This is a genomic window from Mycoplasma paraquilae (genome assembly GCF_048284415.1).
Lineage (GTDB): Bacteria > Bacillota_I > Bacilli_A > Mycoplasmatales > Metamycoplasmataceae > Mycoplasmopsis.
In genome coordinates this window covers 126519-146666 of sequence record NZ_JBLVZU010000002.1, presented here as the reverse complement: position 1 = coordinate 146666, position 20148 = coordinate 126519, and the positions used below count along the sequence as shown (strand labels likewise).

9 protein-coding genes, 1 CRISPR repeat array and 1 riboswitch (1 of these 11 cut by a window edge) are annotated in these 20148 nt (G+C 29.3%); all 9 genes read left to right on the top strand.

Annotated elements, in window-relative coordinates:
* The first annotated feature begins 15 nt into the window (after nt 1–15).
* A riboswitch (TPP riboswitch) is annotated at nt 16–112 on the top strand.
* Between the two features lie 28 nt (nt 113–140).
* The 9 genes from cypl to ACNQ12_RS01630 all read left to right on the top strand — a co-directional run bounded on the left by cypl (nt 141) and on the right by ACNQ12_RS01630 (nt 18060).
* Entirely contained in the window at nt 141–1340 is a 1200-nt protein-coding gene (gene cypl, locus ACNQ12_RS01670) for an ABC transporter thiamine pyrophosphate-binding lipoprotein p37/Cypl (protein ID WP_418042116.1), read from the top strand.
* Nucleotides 1340–2065, top strand: a complete 726-nt coding sequence (locus tag ACNQ12_RS01665) for an ATP-binding cassette domain-containing protein (protein WP_416754812.1) — start codon at nt 1340–1342, stop codon at nt 2063–2065. The genes cypl and ACNQ12_RS01665 overlap by 1 nt, the downstream gene beginning before the upstream one ends.
* Nucleotides 2058–3731 (top strand): ABC transporter permease subunit, encoded by a 1674-nt coding sequence (locus ACNQ12_RS01660; RefSeq protein ID WP_416754813.1) that lies wholly within the window; start codon nt 2058–2060, stop codon nt 3729–3731. Before ACNQ12_RS01665 ends, ACNQ12_RS01660 begins: the two co-directional genes overlap by 8 nt.
* Before the next feature lie 219 nt (nt 3732–3950).
* The gene (rpoB, locus tag ACNQ12_RS01655) at nt 3951–7583 is read left to right on the top strand and encodes a DNA-directed RNA polymerase subunit beta (protein WP_418019336.1); all 3633 of its coding nucleotides are present in this window, start codon (nt 3951–3953) and stop codon (nt 7581–7583) included.
* Nucleotides 7576–12105 (top strand): DNA-directed RNA polymerase subunit beta', encoded by a 4530-nt coding sequence (locus ACNQ12_RS01650; protein ID WP_418037059.1) that lies wholly within the window; start codon nt 7576–7578, stop codon nt 12103–12105. The genes rpoB and ACNQ12_RS01650 overlap by 8 nt, the downstream gene beginning before the upstream one ends.
* Nucleotides 12106–12263: 158 nt before the next feature.
* Nucleotides 12264–15980 (top strand): type II CRISPR RNA-guided endonuclease Cas9, encoded by a 3717-nt coding sequence (gene cas9 / locus ACNQ12_RS01645; protein ID WP_418037057.1) that lies wholly within the window; start codon nt 12264–12266, stop codon nt 15978–15980.
* A gap of 124 nt (nt 15981–16104) precedes the next feature.
* A complete protein-coding gene (cas1, locus tag ACNQ12_RS01640; protein WP_418037055.1) occupies nt 16105–16980 on the top strand; it encodes a type II CRISPR-associated endonuclease Cas1 in 876 nt (291 codons plus the stop codon).
* Nucleotides 16981–16990: 10 nt separating this feature from the next.
* Nucleotides 16991–17296 carry a CRISPR-associated endonuclease Cas2 gene (cas2, locus tag ACNQ12_RS01635; protein ID WP_416754820.1) on the top strand — a complete coding sequence of 102 codons (306 nt, stop codon included), beginning with the start codon at nt 16991–16993 and terminating at the stop codon, nt 17294–17296.
* Nucleotides 17296–18060, top strand: a complete 765-nt coding sequence (locus tag ACNQ12_RS01630; RefSeq protein ID WP_418037053.1) for a hypothetical protein — start codon at nt 17296–17298, stop codon at nt 18058–18060. Before cas2 ends, ACNQ12_RS01630 begins: the two co-directional genes overlap by 1 nt.
* 9 nt (nt 18061–18069) lie before the next feature.
* A CRISPR array of direct repeats spans nt 18070–20148; the repeat unit is 36 nt; unit sequence GTTTTAGGGTAGTACAATATTTGTATAAGCAATAAC (it continues 1259 nt past the right edge of the window).

Below are 20148 nucleotides of genomic sequence, written 5' to 3'. Positions count from 1 at the left end.
TTTATTATATAATTCTTCCAAGGACAGAGGTACTTGTTGCAAAACAGGTTGAGAAACACTCTTATGAGCTGATCTAGTTAATACTAGCGTAGCGAGTCTTCTCTTTTTATATTCCCTCCCTGTCCAGGAAGGATTTTTTTATGAATAAATTTAAAACATTACTTATGGGAGCTGCATTAAGCACAACTTGCCTCCCAATTATTGCATCACAATGCAATAGCCAAGACCAAGAAGTCAAGGAACTTAAACTTGATTTAATTACTCCATGGGAGTTAGTTGACAATACTGATGGAATCGCTAACTTAAAAAATAGCATTGAAACAAGAATGAATCAATATTTATCAGCCAAAAATGCTGGTTTTACAGTAAAAGTAAAAATGGTTAATGATGATAAATATCAAACAGTTGCCCAAAATATTACTAAGGGTGAAACCGACTTAGGATTTATATCTTCTGGAAGTATTCTTTCAGAAAAGAACTATTTAACTAATTTTAACCCTAATATTATTCAAACCTGAACATCAAAATTTGCTGGTGATATCAAAGACGCTACATTTACGACCTCAGCTATCCAGCTTGAAAAAATTGCTCAAAATGAACAAGCAAAATTTGATTTAATACCATGATCTAAAAAATGAAATGATACAAATGATGGGAATGGATGAAATGGCAGTGCATATACCAAGTTTTATCAAGACTATTCTTCTATAGCTTCTGATAATATAGTTAGCTATCAAAGAGGATTGATTGCAATCATTGCTGATGATGCCTTAACTGCAAAAATTAAGCAAGCATGATCAAACAAAAACTTAGCAGAATTAATTTCATATGGAATTGGAATGGGAAAACCTAGCTCAGGAAGTAAATATATCTTACCTGAAGCTTTAATGAAAAAACAATTTAATTCAGCTGACAAAAAACAATTTATTTCTTTTGCTGATTTACAGACTAAAAATGAATATCAAGATAAATTGGTTAGAGCCAAATTAACAGAAGCAAGTGATGCAAAAAATAAAAGTTTACATATTTTCTTTGATAATGAAGGTGGGTATTCATTTACACACTTTAAAGAATCTAAACAATATGCATATGCTGTAGATCAAAGCATCCGCCCAAATGAAAAAATCACATTCTTATCAGTAACAGATCCATTGCCATATAACGTTGGTATTGCTGCAAAAAAAGTAGGTGATAAACAACTTAAATTAGTTACTGAAGCACTAAATGATTTAGCTTCTGGTACAAATCCAATTTATGGAAGAAATATTGGATTTGTATCTTACAGTGATGACACATTACAAAACTTTAAAAACAAAATTGACAAAGTAATAGGAGAATAATGCTTGAATTTAAAGATGTAGCGCTCAGCTACGAAAATAAGGAAGTTTTATCTAACTTAAATTTGAATTTTCATACTGGTGAAATAGTGGGTCTTATCGGACGTAGTGGTCAAGGAAAAAGCACAATATTAAAATCTATATTTGACCTAGATATAGTCTTAAAAGGTGAAATTATCTATAATGGCCAAGTTGTAAACAAATTACCAAAAAAAGGGCTTAAACACTATAAGTCCATTATTTCATTTATCGATGCTGAAACCTTATCTTTATCAAATTACGATGCCTATAAAAACATTTTGTTTAATTTTAATAACTACACCAACTGTTTAAATGCCTTATTTCATCATTTGACAGTTGCACAATTAAATCAATTATGAGATTTATTTACTAAATTTGAATTACAAGATTATGCCTTAACTCCGCTAAATATGCTATCTAGTGGTCAAAAGCAACGCTTTAACTTTATTGCTGGTGTTTTTAATCGTTCTGAGATTTTACTTTGCGATGAAGTTACAAGTAATTTAGATATGAATAACTCTCACAAAATATTTGCTCACCTAGAAGAATTAAAAGAACAAAAATTAATAATTACTGCAATTCATGATATTGATTTAGCTATGCAATATTGTGATCGTTTAGTAGCTATAAAAGGTGGCGAGATAGTTAATATCATACAGAAACAGGATTACAAAAAAGAGCTTTTAACATTATATTTTGATGAATAAAACAACTTTTATTAGTAAGTTACATAAAAAAACAGCTCTTAAATATGCACTTATCTTGTTTCTAATAGCTTTTTTCCTCTATGCTTTATATAATTTAAATTTTTTCTACACAGTTCAAAATCCAAGCTGGCAAAATGCTTGAGATAATTTTAAATCCATTTTTAGTTTTGCAAGTCATAACAAAGAGCTTTCTGCCAATATTTGACTTATCAATTGAAATTACTTTTTAATTACTTTAAAAAGTGTGACTATTGGAACATTTTTTGGCTTTTTACTTGCAATAGTAACTGGATATTGTAGTGCTACCAATATTCATAAACACAAATATTTTCCATTTTTAGTCAAAATTATTTTGATGTTACTTAGAGCTTTTCCGGTGATTGTTTTTATTTTATTATTTAAAAATGCCTTCAGTGCAGAATTAGCTTCTTTTATTATTTATTTTTGATTTACCTGACTCTGAATGAATCGATATATTGCGGATTTAATTGAAAGTTGCTCGACTAAGCAATACTTTCGTGACTTAGCCCTAGGAATAAACAAACTACAGTCATTTTATAAGAATATTTACCAACAGGTAAAAATTAAGTTTTTCCTCAATTTTTTCTTATCGTATGAGTCTAATATTCGTTGATTAACTATTTTAGGTTTAGTTGGAATTAATGGTCTTGGGATAGTTTTTGCTGATCCTAAACATTACCAAGATAGCTTTGGAATAACATTGCTCTTTATTGCGATGTTTATTCTTATTATAGAGGCAATCTTATACTTATTAAACAAAATTTTACTTGTCCAAAAACCACAATTTCAGCCTACTAAACAAACAATAAAGTGTTGAAAATATAATTGAAAAAAATATGTCTTATGCTTAATGCTAATAGGCTATTTTGCTGTCATGATATGAGGATTTATTTCACTTGCGGATTCTAAAATATATAGCATTACCCTGAAGCAATATTTTGCAAACGTATTTAAATTTGACTTCTCATCCTTTAATTGAGGTGTAATGAAGCAATATTTTACAATCTTACAACAAGCATATGTTTCTGTAGTGCTTGCTTATATACTAGGTGTTATGTATGCATATATACTTGCAGAGAAAATTAATAAAAACTACTCAGTAATTGCAAGTAAAATAGTGTTAACTTTTATAAAAGTAGTACCTACTTATTTTTGATTTTTAGTATTTAATCCACTTATGGATTCAGTGGCTGCAATAACAGTTGCTTTAGTTGTTTCTGCATTTAGAAAAATGACTAAACAAATTTCTGAATCAATTAATACCTTGCCAAGTAATATAATTGCATTGTACAAAGTAAAAGGCTGAAGTAAGCTCAAAATTTACCGTTATTATGTTTTGCCTTATGTTAATAAGCAATTGTTATCAGTCTTTATTTTTCAAGGTGAAGATGCAGTAAGAAATTCCATCTCATATGGTACTTTTGCTAACCTTGGAATTTATAATTTGGTCTTGCAATATCAAGACAAAAATGAGTATAGTAAAATTTTTCCAGTGATACTCCCTGCCTATATATTTTTCATAATTTTAGAAATTAGTTTTTGAATTTATAAAGAAAAAAATATTTTTATACGAAATAAAAGAAATAAAAATCGCACATTAACAAAAATAAGTTCACACTATATTAGGTTTTATTCAAATCTATAGTATAGGAAAATAAGTTGTATTTATGTACTAATTCTACCTTGGAATTAGTGCATTTTTTATTACTTTTTTAACCCGTTTCTTATACACTAAAAAAGTTTATTTCCTACAATTAAAAAAAATCTTATGTGATAAAATTTATATACCTTACGTAAATATACATTTATATAATGTATTTTTTAATTAAAGGTCTATATTTTCAGAAAGGATGAGAATAAATATATGGAGCAAAAAAATTATAAAATTCGTAAATTTGGTCCTGTCACAGAGAGAAGAGATTACTCAGTAACAAAGGAATCTCTACCTCTTTTCGATATTCTTGAAACAAGTAAAGAAAGTTTTGAACTTTTCATTAACAAAAGAATTCAAGAATGTTTACTTGAAGTTTATCCAATCGAAGCTGCTAACAAAGAAGTTCGTTTAGATTATGTTAAAGGGTCAGTTAGATTAGAACTGCCATTTAAGAAAATTACTAGCGAAAGCGAAGAAATTAAAAAATGTAAAGCTAAAGGAATTAACTTCAGCGTTAAAGTTTATGTCAGCTTAAAAAGAGAAATTACAAATACTGGAGAAGTTAAAATTGATGAAGTTCTTTTAGGAGAAATTCCTTACATGACTTCTGGTGGAAGTTTCATCATTAACGGGTCAGAAAAAGTTATCGTTTCTCAGTTAATCAGATCACCTGGTGCCTACTTTGGACTTGGTGTGCGTAACAAGCAATCAGATGACTTATTCAACAAATTAGAAATTTTACCAAGAATTGGGTCATGACTTGAAGTGTCACACAAAGTTACATCTTCAACACTAGACACAGTTAAAATCAAAATTGATAAAAACAAGAATGTTAACTTAGCAACTTTCTTAGGGTCATTTGGATTCACACCAAAAACAATTAGAGAATTATTTGGAACAAGTGAATTACTTGAAGAAACACTTAAGAAAGACAAGTTAATTGAAAATTCAGAATTTACTGAAGCAGAAATTCTTGATCAATGTCAAGAAGAATTATTCAGAGGTTTAAGAAAAGGTGATCGTATTTCAGAAGAAGCTAAACGTTCACTTATTCCTGGAATGTTGTTTGATAAAAAACGTTACAACTTATCAACAACTGGACGTTACATGCTTAACAAGAAGCTTTCACTTGTTGATCGTATAACAAACACATACTTAGCAGAAGATTTTGTTGTTAAATCAGTTGAATTAGGAGAAAAGGTTGTTTTATATCCTAAAGGAACATTTATTGACATCAAGAAGGCTAAAGAAATTCAAAATGCTTTTAATGAAGGTTTAGTAAGAAGCGAAAAAATTCCTGGTATTGATCCAGAAATGGTATACCACAAACTTATTAATCAAAACAAAACACTAGCGAAAAGAATTAATATCATTAAGCTAAATGTATATCCATCAAGAAAATGAATGGAAGAAAAAGAAGATCAACCAGTTTTAGTAATTGGTAATGATCCAAAATCAACTGAAACTCACTTATTAATTTCAGATATTGTTGCTGCAATTAATTACTACTTTAATTTAATTGATGGTATTGGACAAGATGATGATCCTGATTCACTTACAAACAAACGTATTGTTTCAGTAGGTGAATTACTTGAAGGCCAATTATCAGTTGCTTTAACTAAACTTGAAAAAGCAACACGTGAACGTATGGGAGCTAAAGAAGCTGACAAGGTTACAGCTAAAAATGTTACAAATAACAAACTTGTAACAAACCAAATGAAACAATTCTTTAACTCTTCAAAACTTTCACAATTCATGGATCAAATTAACCCACTTGCAGAAGTTTCAAACAAACGTCGTGTTACATCTCTAGGGCCTGGTGGTCTTAACCGTGATACAGCTCAATTCGAAGTTCGTGACGTTCATGCAACTCACTACGGAAGAATTTGTCCTATCGAAACACCTGAAGGACCTAACATCGGTCTTATCCTTAACTATGCAACATATGCAAAAGTTGATGATTTAGGATTCTTAAAAACTCCTTACTTTAAAGTTAATAACGGTGTAGTTGATTATTCTACAACTCACTATCTTACAGCTGCTGAAGAAATTGGGTTCTCATTTGCGCAGTCTTCAGTTAGAGTTGATGATAATAATAAAATTGTTGACCCTTACTTAACTATTAGACGTGACTATAACTATATTATAGGTACACCAGATGAAATTGATTACATTGAGGTTTCATCAAAACAAATTGTTTCTGTTGCTGCTGCGGCTATCCCATTCCTAGAAAATGACGATGCTAACCGTGCACTTATGGGTTCAAACATGCAACGTCAAGCAGTTCCTCTTCTTCAAGCTGAAGCACCTTTTGTCGCTACAGGAATTGAAGCAGACATTGCTAAATACTCTTCATATAACTTAGTTGCTAAAAACCCTGGTGTTGTTACTTTTGTTGATGGATCAAAAATTATGATCAAAAATGAAAAAGGTAACACAGATAGATATTCTTTAAGAAACTTTGAAAGAAGTAACCAAGGTACATTAATTCAACAAAAACCTATTGTCGCTGTTGGACAAGAAGTACAAAAAGGTGACTTACTTGTAGATGGTAGTTCATTTAAAGATGGGGAAATGGCACTTGGTAAAAACGTGCTTGTAGGATTTACTACATGAAACGGATATAACTTTGAGGATGCTGTTATCATCAATGAAAGACTTGTTAAAGATGATGTTTATACATCAATTCACATTGAAGAACAAACTATTCAATTTAGAACATCACGTGCCGGTGATGATGAATTAACAAATGCAATTAACAACGTTTCAAAATTTGCTTTAAGAAACCTTGATGAAAGAGGTATTGTTAAAGTTGGATCTGAAGTATTACCTGGAGACGTACTTGTAGGTAGACTTTCACCAAAAGGAGAAGACAACCCTTCTCAAGAAGAAAAACTTCTTATGGCTATTCTTCAACAACGTCCACAAACAACTAAAGATACTTCATTAAAAGTTAAAAATGGACATGCAGGTACAGTTATTCATGTTGAAGTGCTTTCACGTGAAGCTGGAGACATCTTAGAAGAAGGTGTAGATAAAATTGTTAAAGTTTCTATTGCTCAAAAACGTAAGATTAAAGTCGGAGATAAGATGGCTGGACGTCACGGTAATAAAGGGGTTATCTCTATTGTATTACCTGAAGAAGATATGCCATACTTAGAAGATGGAACACCACTTGACATTATGCTTAACCCTCAAGGGGTTCCTTCACGTATGAACATTGGTCAAGTTCTTGAACTTCACCTTGGAATGGCAGCTAGAAAATTAGGCGTAAAATTTGTTACTCCTTCATTCGATGGGGTTAAGAAAACAGATATCGAAAATGCCTTAGTTGAAGCTGGACTTGACAAGAGCGGAAAACAAACTTTAATTGACCCAATTACAGGTAGAAAATTTGATAAACCTATTTCAGTTGGTGTAATGTACATGCTTAAACTTAACCACATGGTTGATGATAAGATGCATGCACGTAGTGTTGGACCATACTCACTTATTACACAACAACCTCTTGGAGGTAAATCACAAAATGGGGGACAAAGATTCGGAGAAATGGAAACATGAGCTATTGAATCTTATGGGGCTACAAATGTGCTTCAAGAAATCCTTACATTTAAATCTGATGACATTACAGGACGTAATGCATTATATTCAGCATTAGTATCTGGAAAAGAATTACCAATGCCTGGAATTCCAGAATCATTTAATGTTCTTAGCTATGAACTTAAAGGTCTTGGAATGAAATTAGATGCTTCAACAAGAACACTTGATGAAGAAGAAAACATCGATCATACACAATATCAATATGTTGATACAAATGAAATAGGGGGAGAAGGTTATGAATAATTTTGATAAAGAACAAGACGAATTAGTTGAACAAATTAATAAAATTACTCTCTCACTTGCAACAGATCAAGACATCTTAGAATGATCTCATGGTGAAGTTACAAGACCAGAAACCATCAACTATAAATCATATAGACCAGAAAAAGATGGTTTATTTGATGAATTAATTTTTGGACCAGTTACAGATTATAAATGTCCAATCTGTAACACTAAATATAAGAAAAGTGATGAAAATTCTGTATGTACCAAAACCCCTGCTTGTGAAAAATATAGACCTGTTATTTTACCTAAAATCACACGTAGAAGCAGAATGGGGCACATTAAGTTACACAATCCAGTTGTGCACTTCTGATTCTTCAAAATAGATCACTCAATTATTTCAAAATTACTTGGGCTTAGAGTTGCTGATTCTACTAAGCAAGTAACAAAAGCAGATTTAGAAAAATTAATTTACTATAAATCTCACATAGTACTTGAAGCTGGAAACCTAACTAGCTTAAAGAAAAATACCATCATTGACATTAATGAAGCAGCAAACATTTATGAAGCTGCTTTAGAAGAAATGCTTGGTCACTATGAAAAAGACACAGATGAATATGAAGATATTGAAATAGCATTAACAGAATTAAGAGAATATGCTGAGTCAAAAATCGGAAAAGACTTCGGAATTGACTTCTATCAATACAATGAAATTATTCATGAATATTCAGATGCTAAAATTGACACTGGATCTCGTGCTGTTGAATACTTATTAACTCACATCAATTTAACTGAAGAAGCTGCAGCTGTTCAAGCTGAAATTGATAAAATTAACTCTGAAATGGACTCAGATAATGGATTATCTTCAACAAAAGAACAAGACAGAGCCAAATTATATAAACGTTTAACAGTAATTAACTCATTTATTAAATCTGGACAAGATCCAAAAAGTATGTTAATTTACAACCTTCCAGTTATTCCTGCTGACTTACGTCCATTAGTACAGTTAGATGGTGGAAGACACTCAACTAGTGATGTTAACGAATTATATCGTCGTATTATCATTAGAAATAACCGTTTAGCTAAATGAAATGAAGCTGATGCACCTATGCTTATTAAGCAAAATGAATACCGTATGATTCAAGAAGCAGTTGATGCTTTAATTGATAACGCAAGAAAGAAACCGACACCAGTTGTATCAAAAGATTCTCATCCTTTAAAATCTATTTCAGATGCTTTAACTGGTAAAAAAGGACGTTTCAGACAAAACCTTTTAGGAAAACGTGTTGACTATTCAGGCCGTAGTGTTATTGTTGTTGGTCCTTCACTAAGAATGCATGAAGTTGGTATTCCTCGTGACATGGCTGCTAAATTATTCGAACCTTGAATTATTAAGGAATTAATCAAGGGTGAACCTTCAATTACAAGCGTTAAATCAGCTAAGAAAATGATTGAAACTTTAAACCCAATTATTTGACCATATGTAGAAAAAGCAATAGAAGGTAGACCTGTTCTACTTAACCGTGCACCTACACTTCACAGACTTTCAATTCAAGCTTTCCAACCTGTTTTAATTCGTGGTAAAGCTATTAAACTTCACCCACTTGTAACTACAGCTTTCAATGCTGATTTCGATGGTGACCAAATGGCTGTCCACGTTCCGATTTCAGATCAAGCTGTTCGTGAAGCAAAAGAACTTATGCTTGCTTCTAAAAACATTCTTGGTCCTAAAGATGGGGAACCAATCATTAACCCTTCTCAAGATATGATTTTAGGTCTTTACTATTTAACAATAGAAAAAGCTAATGTTAAAGGTGAAGGAAACTTCTATGCAAGTTTTGATGACATGATGCTTGCATATGAAAATGGATATATTACACTACATACCAGAGTTGTACTCCCAATTTCAGCTATGAGCAAGGAATCTGTATCTAAATACACAAATGCTCCTTACTTAGTTTCTACAGTAGGTAAATTTATTCTTAACCGTGCTTTCCCATCTGATTTTGAATTTATCTTTGGTAAATATGTAACAAGAAAAGAAGTTACACAAGCAGATGGAAGTGTAAAAGTTAGTGAAAGCGAAAAGATTGATACTTCTGACAAAGATCTAAGCAAATACGTACTTAACTATGGTGATGACTTTAGAGCTAAAATTGCTGCAATGCCAGTGAACTTAGCCTTATCTAAAAAAGATATTGCTAAAATTGTACGTAGAGTATATGAAAAATATGTTGCTGTTGTAACAATGGAAGATATTGCTTCAATTATTAACGATACAACACAAGATAATTTTGAAGATCGTTTCACAGAATGTGCAGAATTAGTTGATTTTGCTAATGCACCAATTCCTACTTCACATGCTAGAATTATTTCAAACTCAATTAAAGAGCACTTTGAAGCAATTAATTATGAATGAAGTAAGAAAAACCCTAATGCAGCAGAAGGAATGAAACCTGTTTGAACTTTAGTTGAATATACTAAAGTGCTTGAAAAAGTTTGATTCGATTATACAAACTATGTTGCTTCTATACTAGATAGAATTAAGAACCTTGGATTTAAATTCTCTACAATTTCAGGTACAACTATCTCTATGAACGATATTACTACATTAGATACAACTGCTGAAAAGATTAAAAAAGGTGAAGAATATACCGACCAACTTAAGAAGTTCTTTGAAGAAGGGTACTTAACTGATGATGAACGTTATACCTTAACAATTCAAAAGTGATCAGAAGTTAAGGACTCTATTGAAAAAGACTTGAAAGAAGTTACAAAATCTGACATCGATAACCCTCTATTTATGATGTTTACCTCAGGAGCTCGTGGTAACTCATCTAACTTTACACAGCTTGCTGGTATGCGTGGGCTTATGAACAACAACACCAAAGTGCTTAAAGCCGATGCAGAAAACGACCGTGTGGTTCGTTCAACAGTTGAAATCCCAGTTAAGTCATCATTCCTTTCAGGACTTACAGCTTATGAATTCTATTCATCAACTCACGGGGCCAGAAAAGGACTTACAGATACAGCGCTTAACACAGCTAAATCAGGATACCTAACACGTAGACTTGTGGATGTTGCGCAAGGTATTGTTGTTAGAGAAGATGACTGTGGATCTGACTTTGGATTTGTGGTTAAAGATATTAAAGACACAAAAACTGATACTGTTATTGAATCATTACAAGAAAGAATTGAAGGTAGATTCACAAATAAAGCTATCTTAGATGAAAATGGTAATGAATTAGTAGCGGCAAACACATTAATTACTCCAGAACTTGCTGATAAGATTGTTAACGAATATGGACAAAGTCAAGTGGAAATTCGTTCAGTGCTTTCATGTCACACCAAAAATGGGGTATGTAAACACTGTTATGGAAAAGACTTGGCAACAAACAGAATTGTTAATATTGGTGAAGCTGTTGGGGTTGTTGCTGCACAATCAATCGGAGAACCTGGTACACAACTAACAATGCGTACATTCCACACCGGTGGGGTTGCCGGGGTTGAAGATATTACTGGTGGGTTTGGTCGTCTAATCGAACTTATCGATGCTTACGACTTCCCATGAGGAAAACCTGCTGTTATCTCAACAGTATACGGAACAGTAACAAGAATTGCGCCTGCTACAGATAAAAATGGAAAAGACAGTAGTGATATCTTGCTAGTTGAAGTTGAAACCAAGAGAGCTGATGGAACTATTGCTACAGAAACATACAGCGGAAAAGTTTCACAAAAATTACGTGTTAAACTAGGTGATAACGTTGTAAGTGGTCAAAAAATCTTTGAAGGGCCAATTATTCTTAACCAACTTCTTGAAGCAGCTGACACAAGAGCTGTACAAAACTACTTATTAAAAGAAGTTCAAAGACTATATCGTTTACAAGGTATTACAATTTCAGATAAATACATTGAAATTATCATTAGACAAATGCTTTCAAAAATTATGATTACAGATCCAGGGGATTCAAACTTCTTCACAGGAAGTCTTGTAGATACCTTTGTTTACCAAAAAGAAAATGGAAAATTACTTGCTGCAGGAAAACGTCCAGCTTACGGGGAAGTTAAGATTCGTGGAGCTAAACAAACTCCTTTATTAAGTGATTCATTCCTAGCTGCTGCTTCATATCAAGAAACAGCTAAAATTCTTGTTAACTCATCTATTGCTAAAAGAGTTGACTATCTTGAAGGACTTAAAGAAAACATTATTCTTGGACATAAGATTCCAGCTGGAACAAATGCTAACTATGAATTAAAAGGAAAATACGATATTCGTGATCCTAAAACATACTTTACAGGTAAAATTGATCCAGAAAATGCAGACTTTGAATTAAGTCAAGAAGAACAAGATGAAATTAACTCAACATTTGATGACATTGATATTCCAGTATCATTCGAAGAAGATTCATTGTTATTGCAAGATCATGATGATATGGATATGACTGATGATGAAGAAAATCAAGAAATTTTTGACATTGATGACGATGTATTAGAAATTGCAAATGAATACGACGACGACAGCATGGATGAAGAACAATTTTAATATCATTAAATAATAATATTTAAATACAGTACTTAATGTGCTGTATTTTTATTATTCACTCATCAATTAATTAAACTTTCAAAATGTGGAAATGTGGAAATTTTATCTATTTCGAAATAAAATTAAGTAAAATTATTTATAAATAAAGGAGAACTTAAATGAAAAATAATTTCAATAATGAAAATTTCACTAAAAAAGAAGTAACGCTAGGTTTTGATCTTGGAGTTGGTTCTGTTGGATGATCTGTAGTAGACTCCAAAACTAATCAAATTTACTATTTAGGAAGTAGATTATTTTCATCAGCACAAACAGCTGAAGAGAGAAGAGCTTTTAGAGGAGCGAGAAGATTAATTCGTAGAAGAAAATACAAGAATCAAAGATTAGTGAACTTAATTTGAAAATATAATGATTACTTTCAATTCAAAGATAAGTCTGAAATATTAGCAAATAATTCAAAACAACAACAAGAAAATGATATTGTTTTAAATCTAAAAGTTTTAGCTTTAAATAGCACTATTGATTCAAAACAATTGGCTTGAATATTGCATGATTATCTCCAAAATAGAGGGTACTTTTATGAAAATAACGAAAACATCAATATTTACCCTAGTGAGAAATTGCTTGAGCATTACAACAAATATGGCTTTTACAATGGGATTATTGATTTAAATGATCAAAATCAAATAAAAGATGAGCAATTAATGACTGATTTTAATTTTTCGAATAAACAATGGCTTAATGAAATAAAACAAGTATTAAACTCACAAGACAATTTACCTGAAGAATTTATTAATGAATATTTAGCTTTATTTAGCTTTGTACGTGAGATGTCGAAAGGACCAGGTAGTTTAAATAGTTCCAGTCCTTATGGTGTATACGGCTATGATAAAGAACAAAAAAAGACTGTACAACTTTATAAAAATATTTGAGATAAGACGACTGGAAAATGTAGTGTCTTTAATACAGAATATCGCGCACCTAAAAATTTACCAAGTGCATTAATTTTTAATGAATTAAATGAGCTAACTACAATTAGAAGTAAATCAGATTTATTAAATGGTTGATTTATTACTCAAGTAGAAAAATATAACTTTTTAAATGGAATAATTGATTATTTATTAAATTTAGATAAAGATACTAAAGTTAAAAAAGCGCAAATAGATAAAATCATTAATAAAACTATCGAAAATTCTGTAAACACCTTTTTAATAGAACATAATTTTGATGGAATATCTGAGTTTGAAAAAATAGAAAATATTGATAAAAATGAACATAAATTAAAATTATCAGGATTAAAACTTAATAAAAATGGAAAAATTGAATTTGGTGATTTAACTAAATTAGCAGACTTTGTACAAAAATTAAAACAATATCTCGATATCAGATTTGTATCACAATACAATTTAGAGGACAAGTTAAGTTTTTTAGATAATATGTTTTTATACTTATCACATAATTACACCTACTTAGATAAAACAAATACAGATAATTTAGCACTAGCATGTAAAAACGATAGAATTTTTGATTTTATAGTAAAAAATCAATATGAGCCTTTATGCAGTTTGTTCAAAGGTATATCTGAAGATTTTAAAAACGAATTATCAAAAACTCATTCATTGTCACAAAAAGCAATTACATTTGTAATTTCTAAAATGATCGGTATACAAAATATTCCTTATAGCAAAGAGAAAGATAAGGGATGAAATTTTGAAGCTTTGAAGAATTATGATGAATCTTTTAAAGAAGAAATTACAAAAAATAGAAATGGTGTAGCAAATAATAAGAAATCTTCAAAATATTTAAGCCCAGATTTTATTGATGAAGCAATTTTATCACCAGGTGTTAAAAAAATATTAAGGGAAGCAACTAAAGTTTTTAATGCAATTAAGAAGAAATTTGGAAAAAAATTCGAAATTTCTAAAGTTGTTATCGAATTAGCGAGAGAATTATCTGATGATGATATATCTAAAAACAAAAAGAATTATGAAAAGATAATTAAAAGCAATAGGGAAATTATTGAAAAACACTTAAAGAGTTTAAATATAAATGAAGTATTAATAGAAGATGTTTTAAAATCGCCTATTAAAAGCTATAAAACATTATTATGATTACAACAAGATCATAATGACTTATATTCTGGAAAAGAAATACTTTTTGAAGAAATATTCACTAATACAGAAATTGATCACATATTACCTTATAGCCAATCATTCGATGATTCAAGCAGTAATAAGGTTCTTGTTTTAAAAAAATCTAATCAGCTTAAAGGCCAAAAAACACCATATGAATTTATAAATTCAGGTATGGCAGGAATTACGTGAGATGAATATGTTAAAAATTGTGATAGATGATATGCTAATAGCAACGAGGGATTTGTCAATTCTCTTGAAAAGACTAAAAAGTACAAAAAACTACTTACTCAAGAAGAACAAAGTTCTTTTGATATTGGATTCTTAGCTCGTAATTTAAATGATACAAGATATGCTACAGTTGTGTTTAGAGATGCTTTACAAGAATATTCTAAAAATATTTCAAATGGTAATAAATCTATGTTTCCTGTAATTTCTATAAATGGAGGTGTTACTTCATTTATAAGAAAAAACATGCTTAGTGAAAAATTACGAAAGAAAGATCGTGATGATTATTCTCACCACGCTATTGACGCAAGTATTATTGCAATGTTTGCTAATGAGACTAAAACTTTATATCATCAATTGCAAAACATGAGCAATTATAAAATTTATAAATCAGCTTCAACAGGTACATGACGCAAGGAAGATATAAAAACTGGAGAAATAACAGAAATTGATAGCAATACATGAAAACAATTAAAAATACAAAATGAAATCAGCCAAATAGCACGTGAAATGGAAAAAAACCTTGATAACATTGACTTTAGAGTTCAATTTTCACGTAAAAAAGAAATTAAGTCTAATATGCAATTATTTAATAGCACAGTATATTCTATGATTAAAGATGAAGATGAATTTAGACAAATTAATAAAAAGAGCTTATTTAGTAAAAAGTCAGATATTGATAAGTTATTTAACTCTGAAAAGGAAAATATTTTATTAGCACAAGCTAATCCATATTTATTTGATTTAATCAAATCAGTTTATTTAGAATATGAATCAGAATATAAAAATACTGATCAAGGTGTGTTTAATAAGTACATGGGTGATTTATGCAAAAACTATCCTGATAAATTTTCACCAGAGTTTATATCTAAAATGGTTAATTCAAAAACAGTTGTATTTTATGATTCTACAAATGAAAATACATTTAGAATTAAACATTTAAGAGTCAAAGGAGACAAATTAAAAGATACATCTGGATTAATAATTGTTAAGAAGGACAGTAAGACAGATTTACCAAAAGCGTATCAAACTTCTATTAACTCTGTAGGTTTAATGATTATGAAGAAAAAGGATAATGTTGTTGGAAAAATGCCTGAATATGTAAGGATTCCAATAAACACATTAAATACTCATTTTAACACTAATGAATTAGATATATTAAAGCACGACTTTTCAAAAGATAAAAGATTTATTAAATATTTAAAAGAAAAACAAATTGATCAAAATTATGTTGTTTGAAGAATTTTAGTTCGGGGAACTACACTTATAGAAAAGGAAAGAAGAGAGCTATTTTATATTTCGTCATTCCAAAATATTAAAGATTGAAATGAATTAAAATACGTAAGAAAATCTAATGAAAAATTAATCAAGAATAATAAAGTAGAAGAAAAAAGAATACCAAAAACAATCAATAAACTTTTGGGTGATTACATTATATTAGATGGAAAACATGGCTCTCCTGATGAACCGGATATTTTGGGATTAAATAAAATTTTAATTGACAAATATTTTAAATAATATATAATATATATGACAATATAAATATTATTGCTTATACAGATATTGTCAATACCCTAAAATAAGACGTCATATTTTATATGACTGTCGTAACTGCCAGAGTTTACTCTGGTTTTTTCTTTTTATGTCAAAAAAAGTTATTGAAATAGCTCAAACTGAATATCTTTCTTTATTCTTAGATACATTGATTATTAATAAAGATGGAACGCGTATTACGATTCCTTTACGTACAATAGATACTATATTAATTACTAATCCATTTTGTTCGATTACTGTCCCACTGCTTAATAAAATTGTTGATAATAATATAAATTTAATTATTTGCAATAATAAATATCAGCCCACAATACAAATAAATCCTATTAATTCATACTATTCTAATAAGAATTATTTAGCGCAAATAAGATGAGATCAAACTTTTAAAAATAAAATGTGAAAACATATTATTAGACTTAAAATCATTAATTATGCTAAGCTGATTTATTATCTAAATATTGCTTCTGAAGAAGATATTAATAAATTAGTTGAATATTATTCTAATGTCAAAGAAGGGGATGAAAATAATTGTGAAGGGCATGCTGCTAAGCTTAGTTTTAAATTATTATATGGCAGTACATTTAGTCGCTCAGATGATAACAATATAATAAATAAGTTTTTAAACTTTGGCTATATTGTTCTTATGAGCTATGTTTCAAGAAGTTTGATTAAAAATGGTCTTGATAATAGATTAGGAATTTTTCATAAAAGTTTTAATAATTATTTTGCGTTAGCATGTGATGCAATGGAAATTTTTAGACCAATAATCGATTATTTTACATATTCTTTTTTAATCAAAGATAAAAACGACTCTTTTGCAGAATATAAAAAGGCACTATTTAGTGCATTTGAAAATTTAACATTTAAAAATCACAAAAGTTGAAATGATTTAATTGATCAATTTATTAAGTCTATTATTTCAGGTGATGTGATTGAAGAGGAATATATTATTGATTGAGACTAAAAGTAGATATATGAGAATATTAATTTTTTATGATATTTATCAAACTGATGAAAACGATAAAGCTGCACAAAAATTTAGAGATAGATTAATTGGACTTGGATATTTTATGTTGCAGTATTCTATATATTGCAAATGTATCGGATCGCATACTGTGTACAAATATGAATTAGAAAAAATTAAAAAAATTTTACCAATCAAAGCAAATGTTAGAGTTATTATGTTAACAGAAAATCAATACCAAAATATGGAGATTTTAACAGGTGAAAAAAATCTTAATGAAATTTATAATGATAGAGAGGACTATATAGAACTATAATGAAAATTAAAACATACAAAAATGAAATTAAAAATTTTAACGGACTACTATTTTTAGATGTAGCAAATACTACGAATTTTTTAAAAGAAATGTTTATTTACGAAAAACAAAAAGAAGATGCATCGATTGAAATTAATAATAAAAACATTTGATTATCTGATTGTGTCATAATATCTCCCTTAACTAAGTATTCAGATCTATTTGCGTTCAATAGTAAAAATATTATTACTAAATTGCTTTCAACAATAAATATTGACTATACCAAAGTATTAAATACTGATTATATTTTTGAAAACATATTAAAGGTTATTAATCAAAACTTTAATAATGATATTGTTTCTTTGGATAGTTCATCTATTAAAGTTATAAAATCTTTAATTAATATATCAGATGATTACGTTAGTGAAGATGATATATTAAATTACTTGAACTTGTTAGAATACGAAAACGAACCTAAAACAATAATACTTAAAGATTTTGATAGACTGAAAATTTCTGAACTTTCAAGTCATATCGCGGTTAATAATATAATTGTTTTGAAAAATAATATTATTTACGAACTAAAAAATAATTTTGAATTATTTGAGGCATATGCTTTAGTTGACGAACAAAATAACAGAATAATAAAGATAGAAAGCATAGATGGATTTGAATATTTTTTAGAAGAATTGTTTCAAAAGGAAATTAGTAATAATATGATAGCCAATATGTCTAATAAAGAAATAGATAAAATAAAGTTCAGCTTAAAAAATAATATTTTTTAACAAAATGAGGTTTTAGGGTAGTACAATATTTGTATAAGCAATAACAAACAGTGGGTGGAAGCGCCTAACTTAAATGTTTTAGGGTAGTACAATATTTGTATAAGCAATAACGAAAGTTAGCAGAAAAAGCTAAAGCTTTACGTTTTAGGGTAGTACAATATTTGTATAAGCAATAACACCAGCAGTTCCTGCAAGAGCTTCTATAACGTTTTAGGGTAGTACAATATTTGTATAAGCAATAACTTTATGCAGTTAATAAGAGTGCTTATGTATGTTTTAGGGTAGTACAATATTTGTATAAGCAATAACAAGATTTCTGCATTAAATTCATATTCTGCAGTTTTAGGGTAGTACAATATTTGTATAAGCAATAACAATCCTAAAGCTAATCCGTCATATAACACAGTTTTAGGGTAGTACAATATTTGTATAAGCAATAACATAATTATGTTCATTATGTAAAAACAACAAGTTTTAGGGTAGTACAATATTTGTATAAGCAATAACTTGAAACCTTAACAGAAGCCGGAATTTTAAGTTTTAGGGTAGTACAATATTTGTATAAGCAATAACGTATTAGATTTAAACACTATTAAATAACTTGTTTTAGGGTAGTACAATATTTGTATAAGCAATAACTTCAACTTTACGACCAATACAAGACTTTTTGTTTTAGGGTAGTACAATATTTGTATAAGCAATAACTAAAATCATTGAAAAACTAAAGCAACAAAAGTTTTAGGGTAGTACAATATTTGTATAAGCAATAACAATCACGACGTATAGCATTAAAATTTTTGTGTTTTAGGGTAGTACAATATTTGTATAAGCAATAACATAGTGTTCAATATCAATGAGAGGGTGGTGGTTTTAGGGTAGTACAATATTTGTATAAGCAATAACACCAAAAAATATTAGTCTTAAACAAATTCAGTTTTAGGGTAGTACAATATTTGTATAAGCAATAACATTTTTAAAGTCTTTTAAAATTTCTGTATTGTTTTAGGGTAGTACAATATTTGTATAAGCAATAACTTAACAAGTTGCTAATAATATAATTCCACTGTTTTAGGGTAGTACAATATTTGTATAAGCAATAACACAATAAAGAACTTTTAGAAGATATCCAAGGTTTTAGGGTAGTACAATATTTGTATAAGCAATAACTAACAACATTACAACAACTAACTTCAAAAAGTTTTAGGGTAGTACAATATTTGTATAAGCAATAACTACAAGCTTTTGGTTATGAAGAGTACTATTGTTTTAGGGTAGTACAATATTTGTATAAGCAATAACAAGCATTTCTTGGAACTATTACAAACTTAAGTTTTAGGGTAGTACAATATTTGTATAAGCAATAACCAAACAAACATATACAAAAACTTTTATTGGGTTTTAGGGTAGTACAATATTTGTATAAGCAATAACCTCTGTTTCCTACTAGGCCTGCGTCTGCTAGTTTTAGGGTAGTACAATATTTGTATAAGCAATAACAATATGACGGCTACACTACTGATTGGAAAGAGTTTTAGGGTAGTACAATATTTGTATAAGCAATAACATAGATATAAAAATATGCGTATTACTTACAGTTTTAGGGTAGTACAATATTTGTATAAGCAATAACATTGACGTATTCCTAAAATTGAGGATACCTGTTTTAGGGTAGTACAATATTTGTATAAGCAATAACAAATGTTAGGTTATACTCTTCTAGGTGCTTGTTTTAGGGTAGTACAATATTTGTATAAGCAATAACAAAACACCTTCAGCACCAGAACCATTTTCTGTTTTAGGGTAGTACAATATTTGTATAAGCAATAACTGTTACATTGCAAAACTCAAATTTCTATTTGTTTTAGGGTAGTACAATATTTGTATAAGCAATAACCTATATAAAAATATAATATTAGTGCTTATTGTTTTAGGGTAGTACAATATTTGTATAAGCAATAACTTTGGAAATGGGTCAAATTACGCCGATTTAGTTTTAGGGTAGTACAATATTTGTATAAGCAATAACGTATAATTAAGCCAAAATACGAAATCGAAGGTTTTAGGGTAGTACAATATTTGTATAAGCAA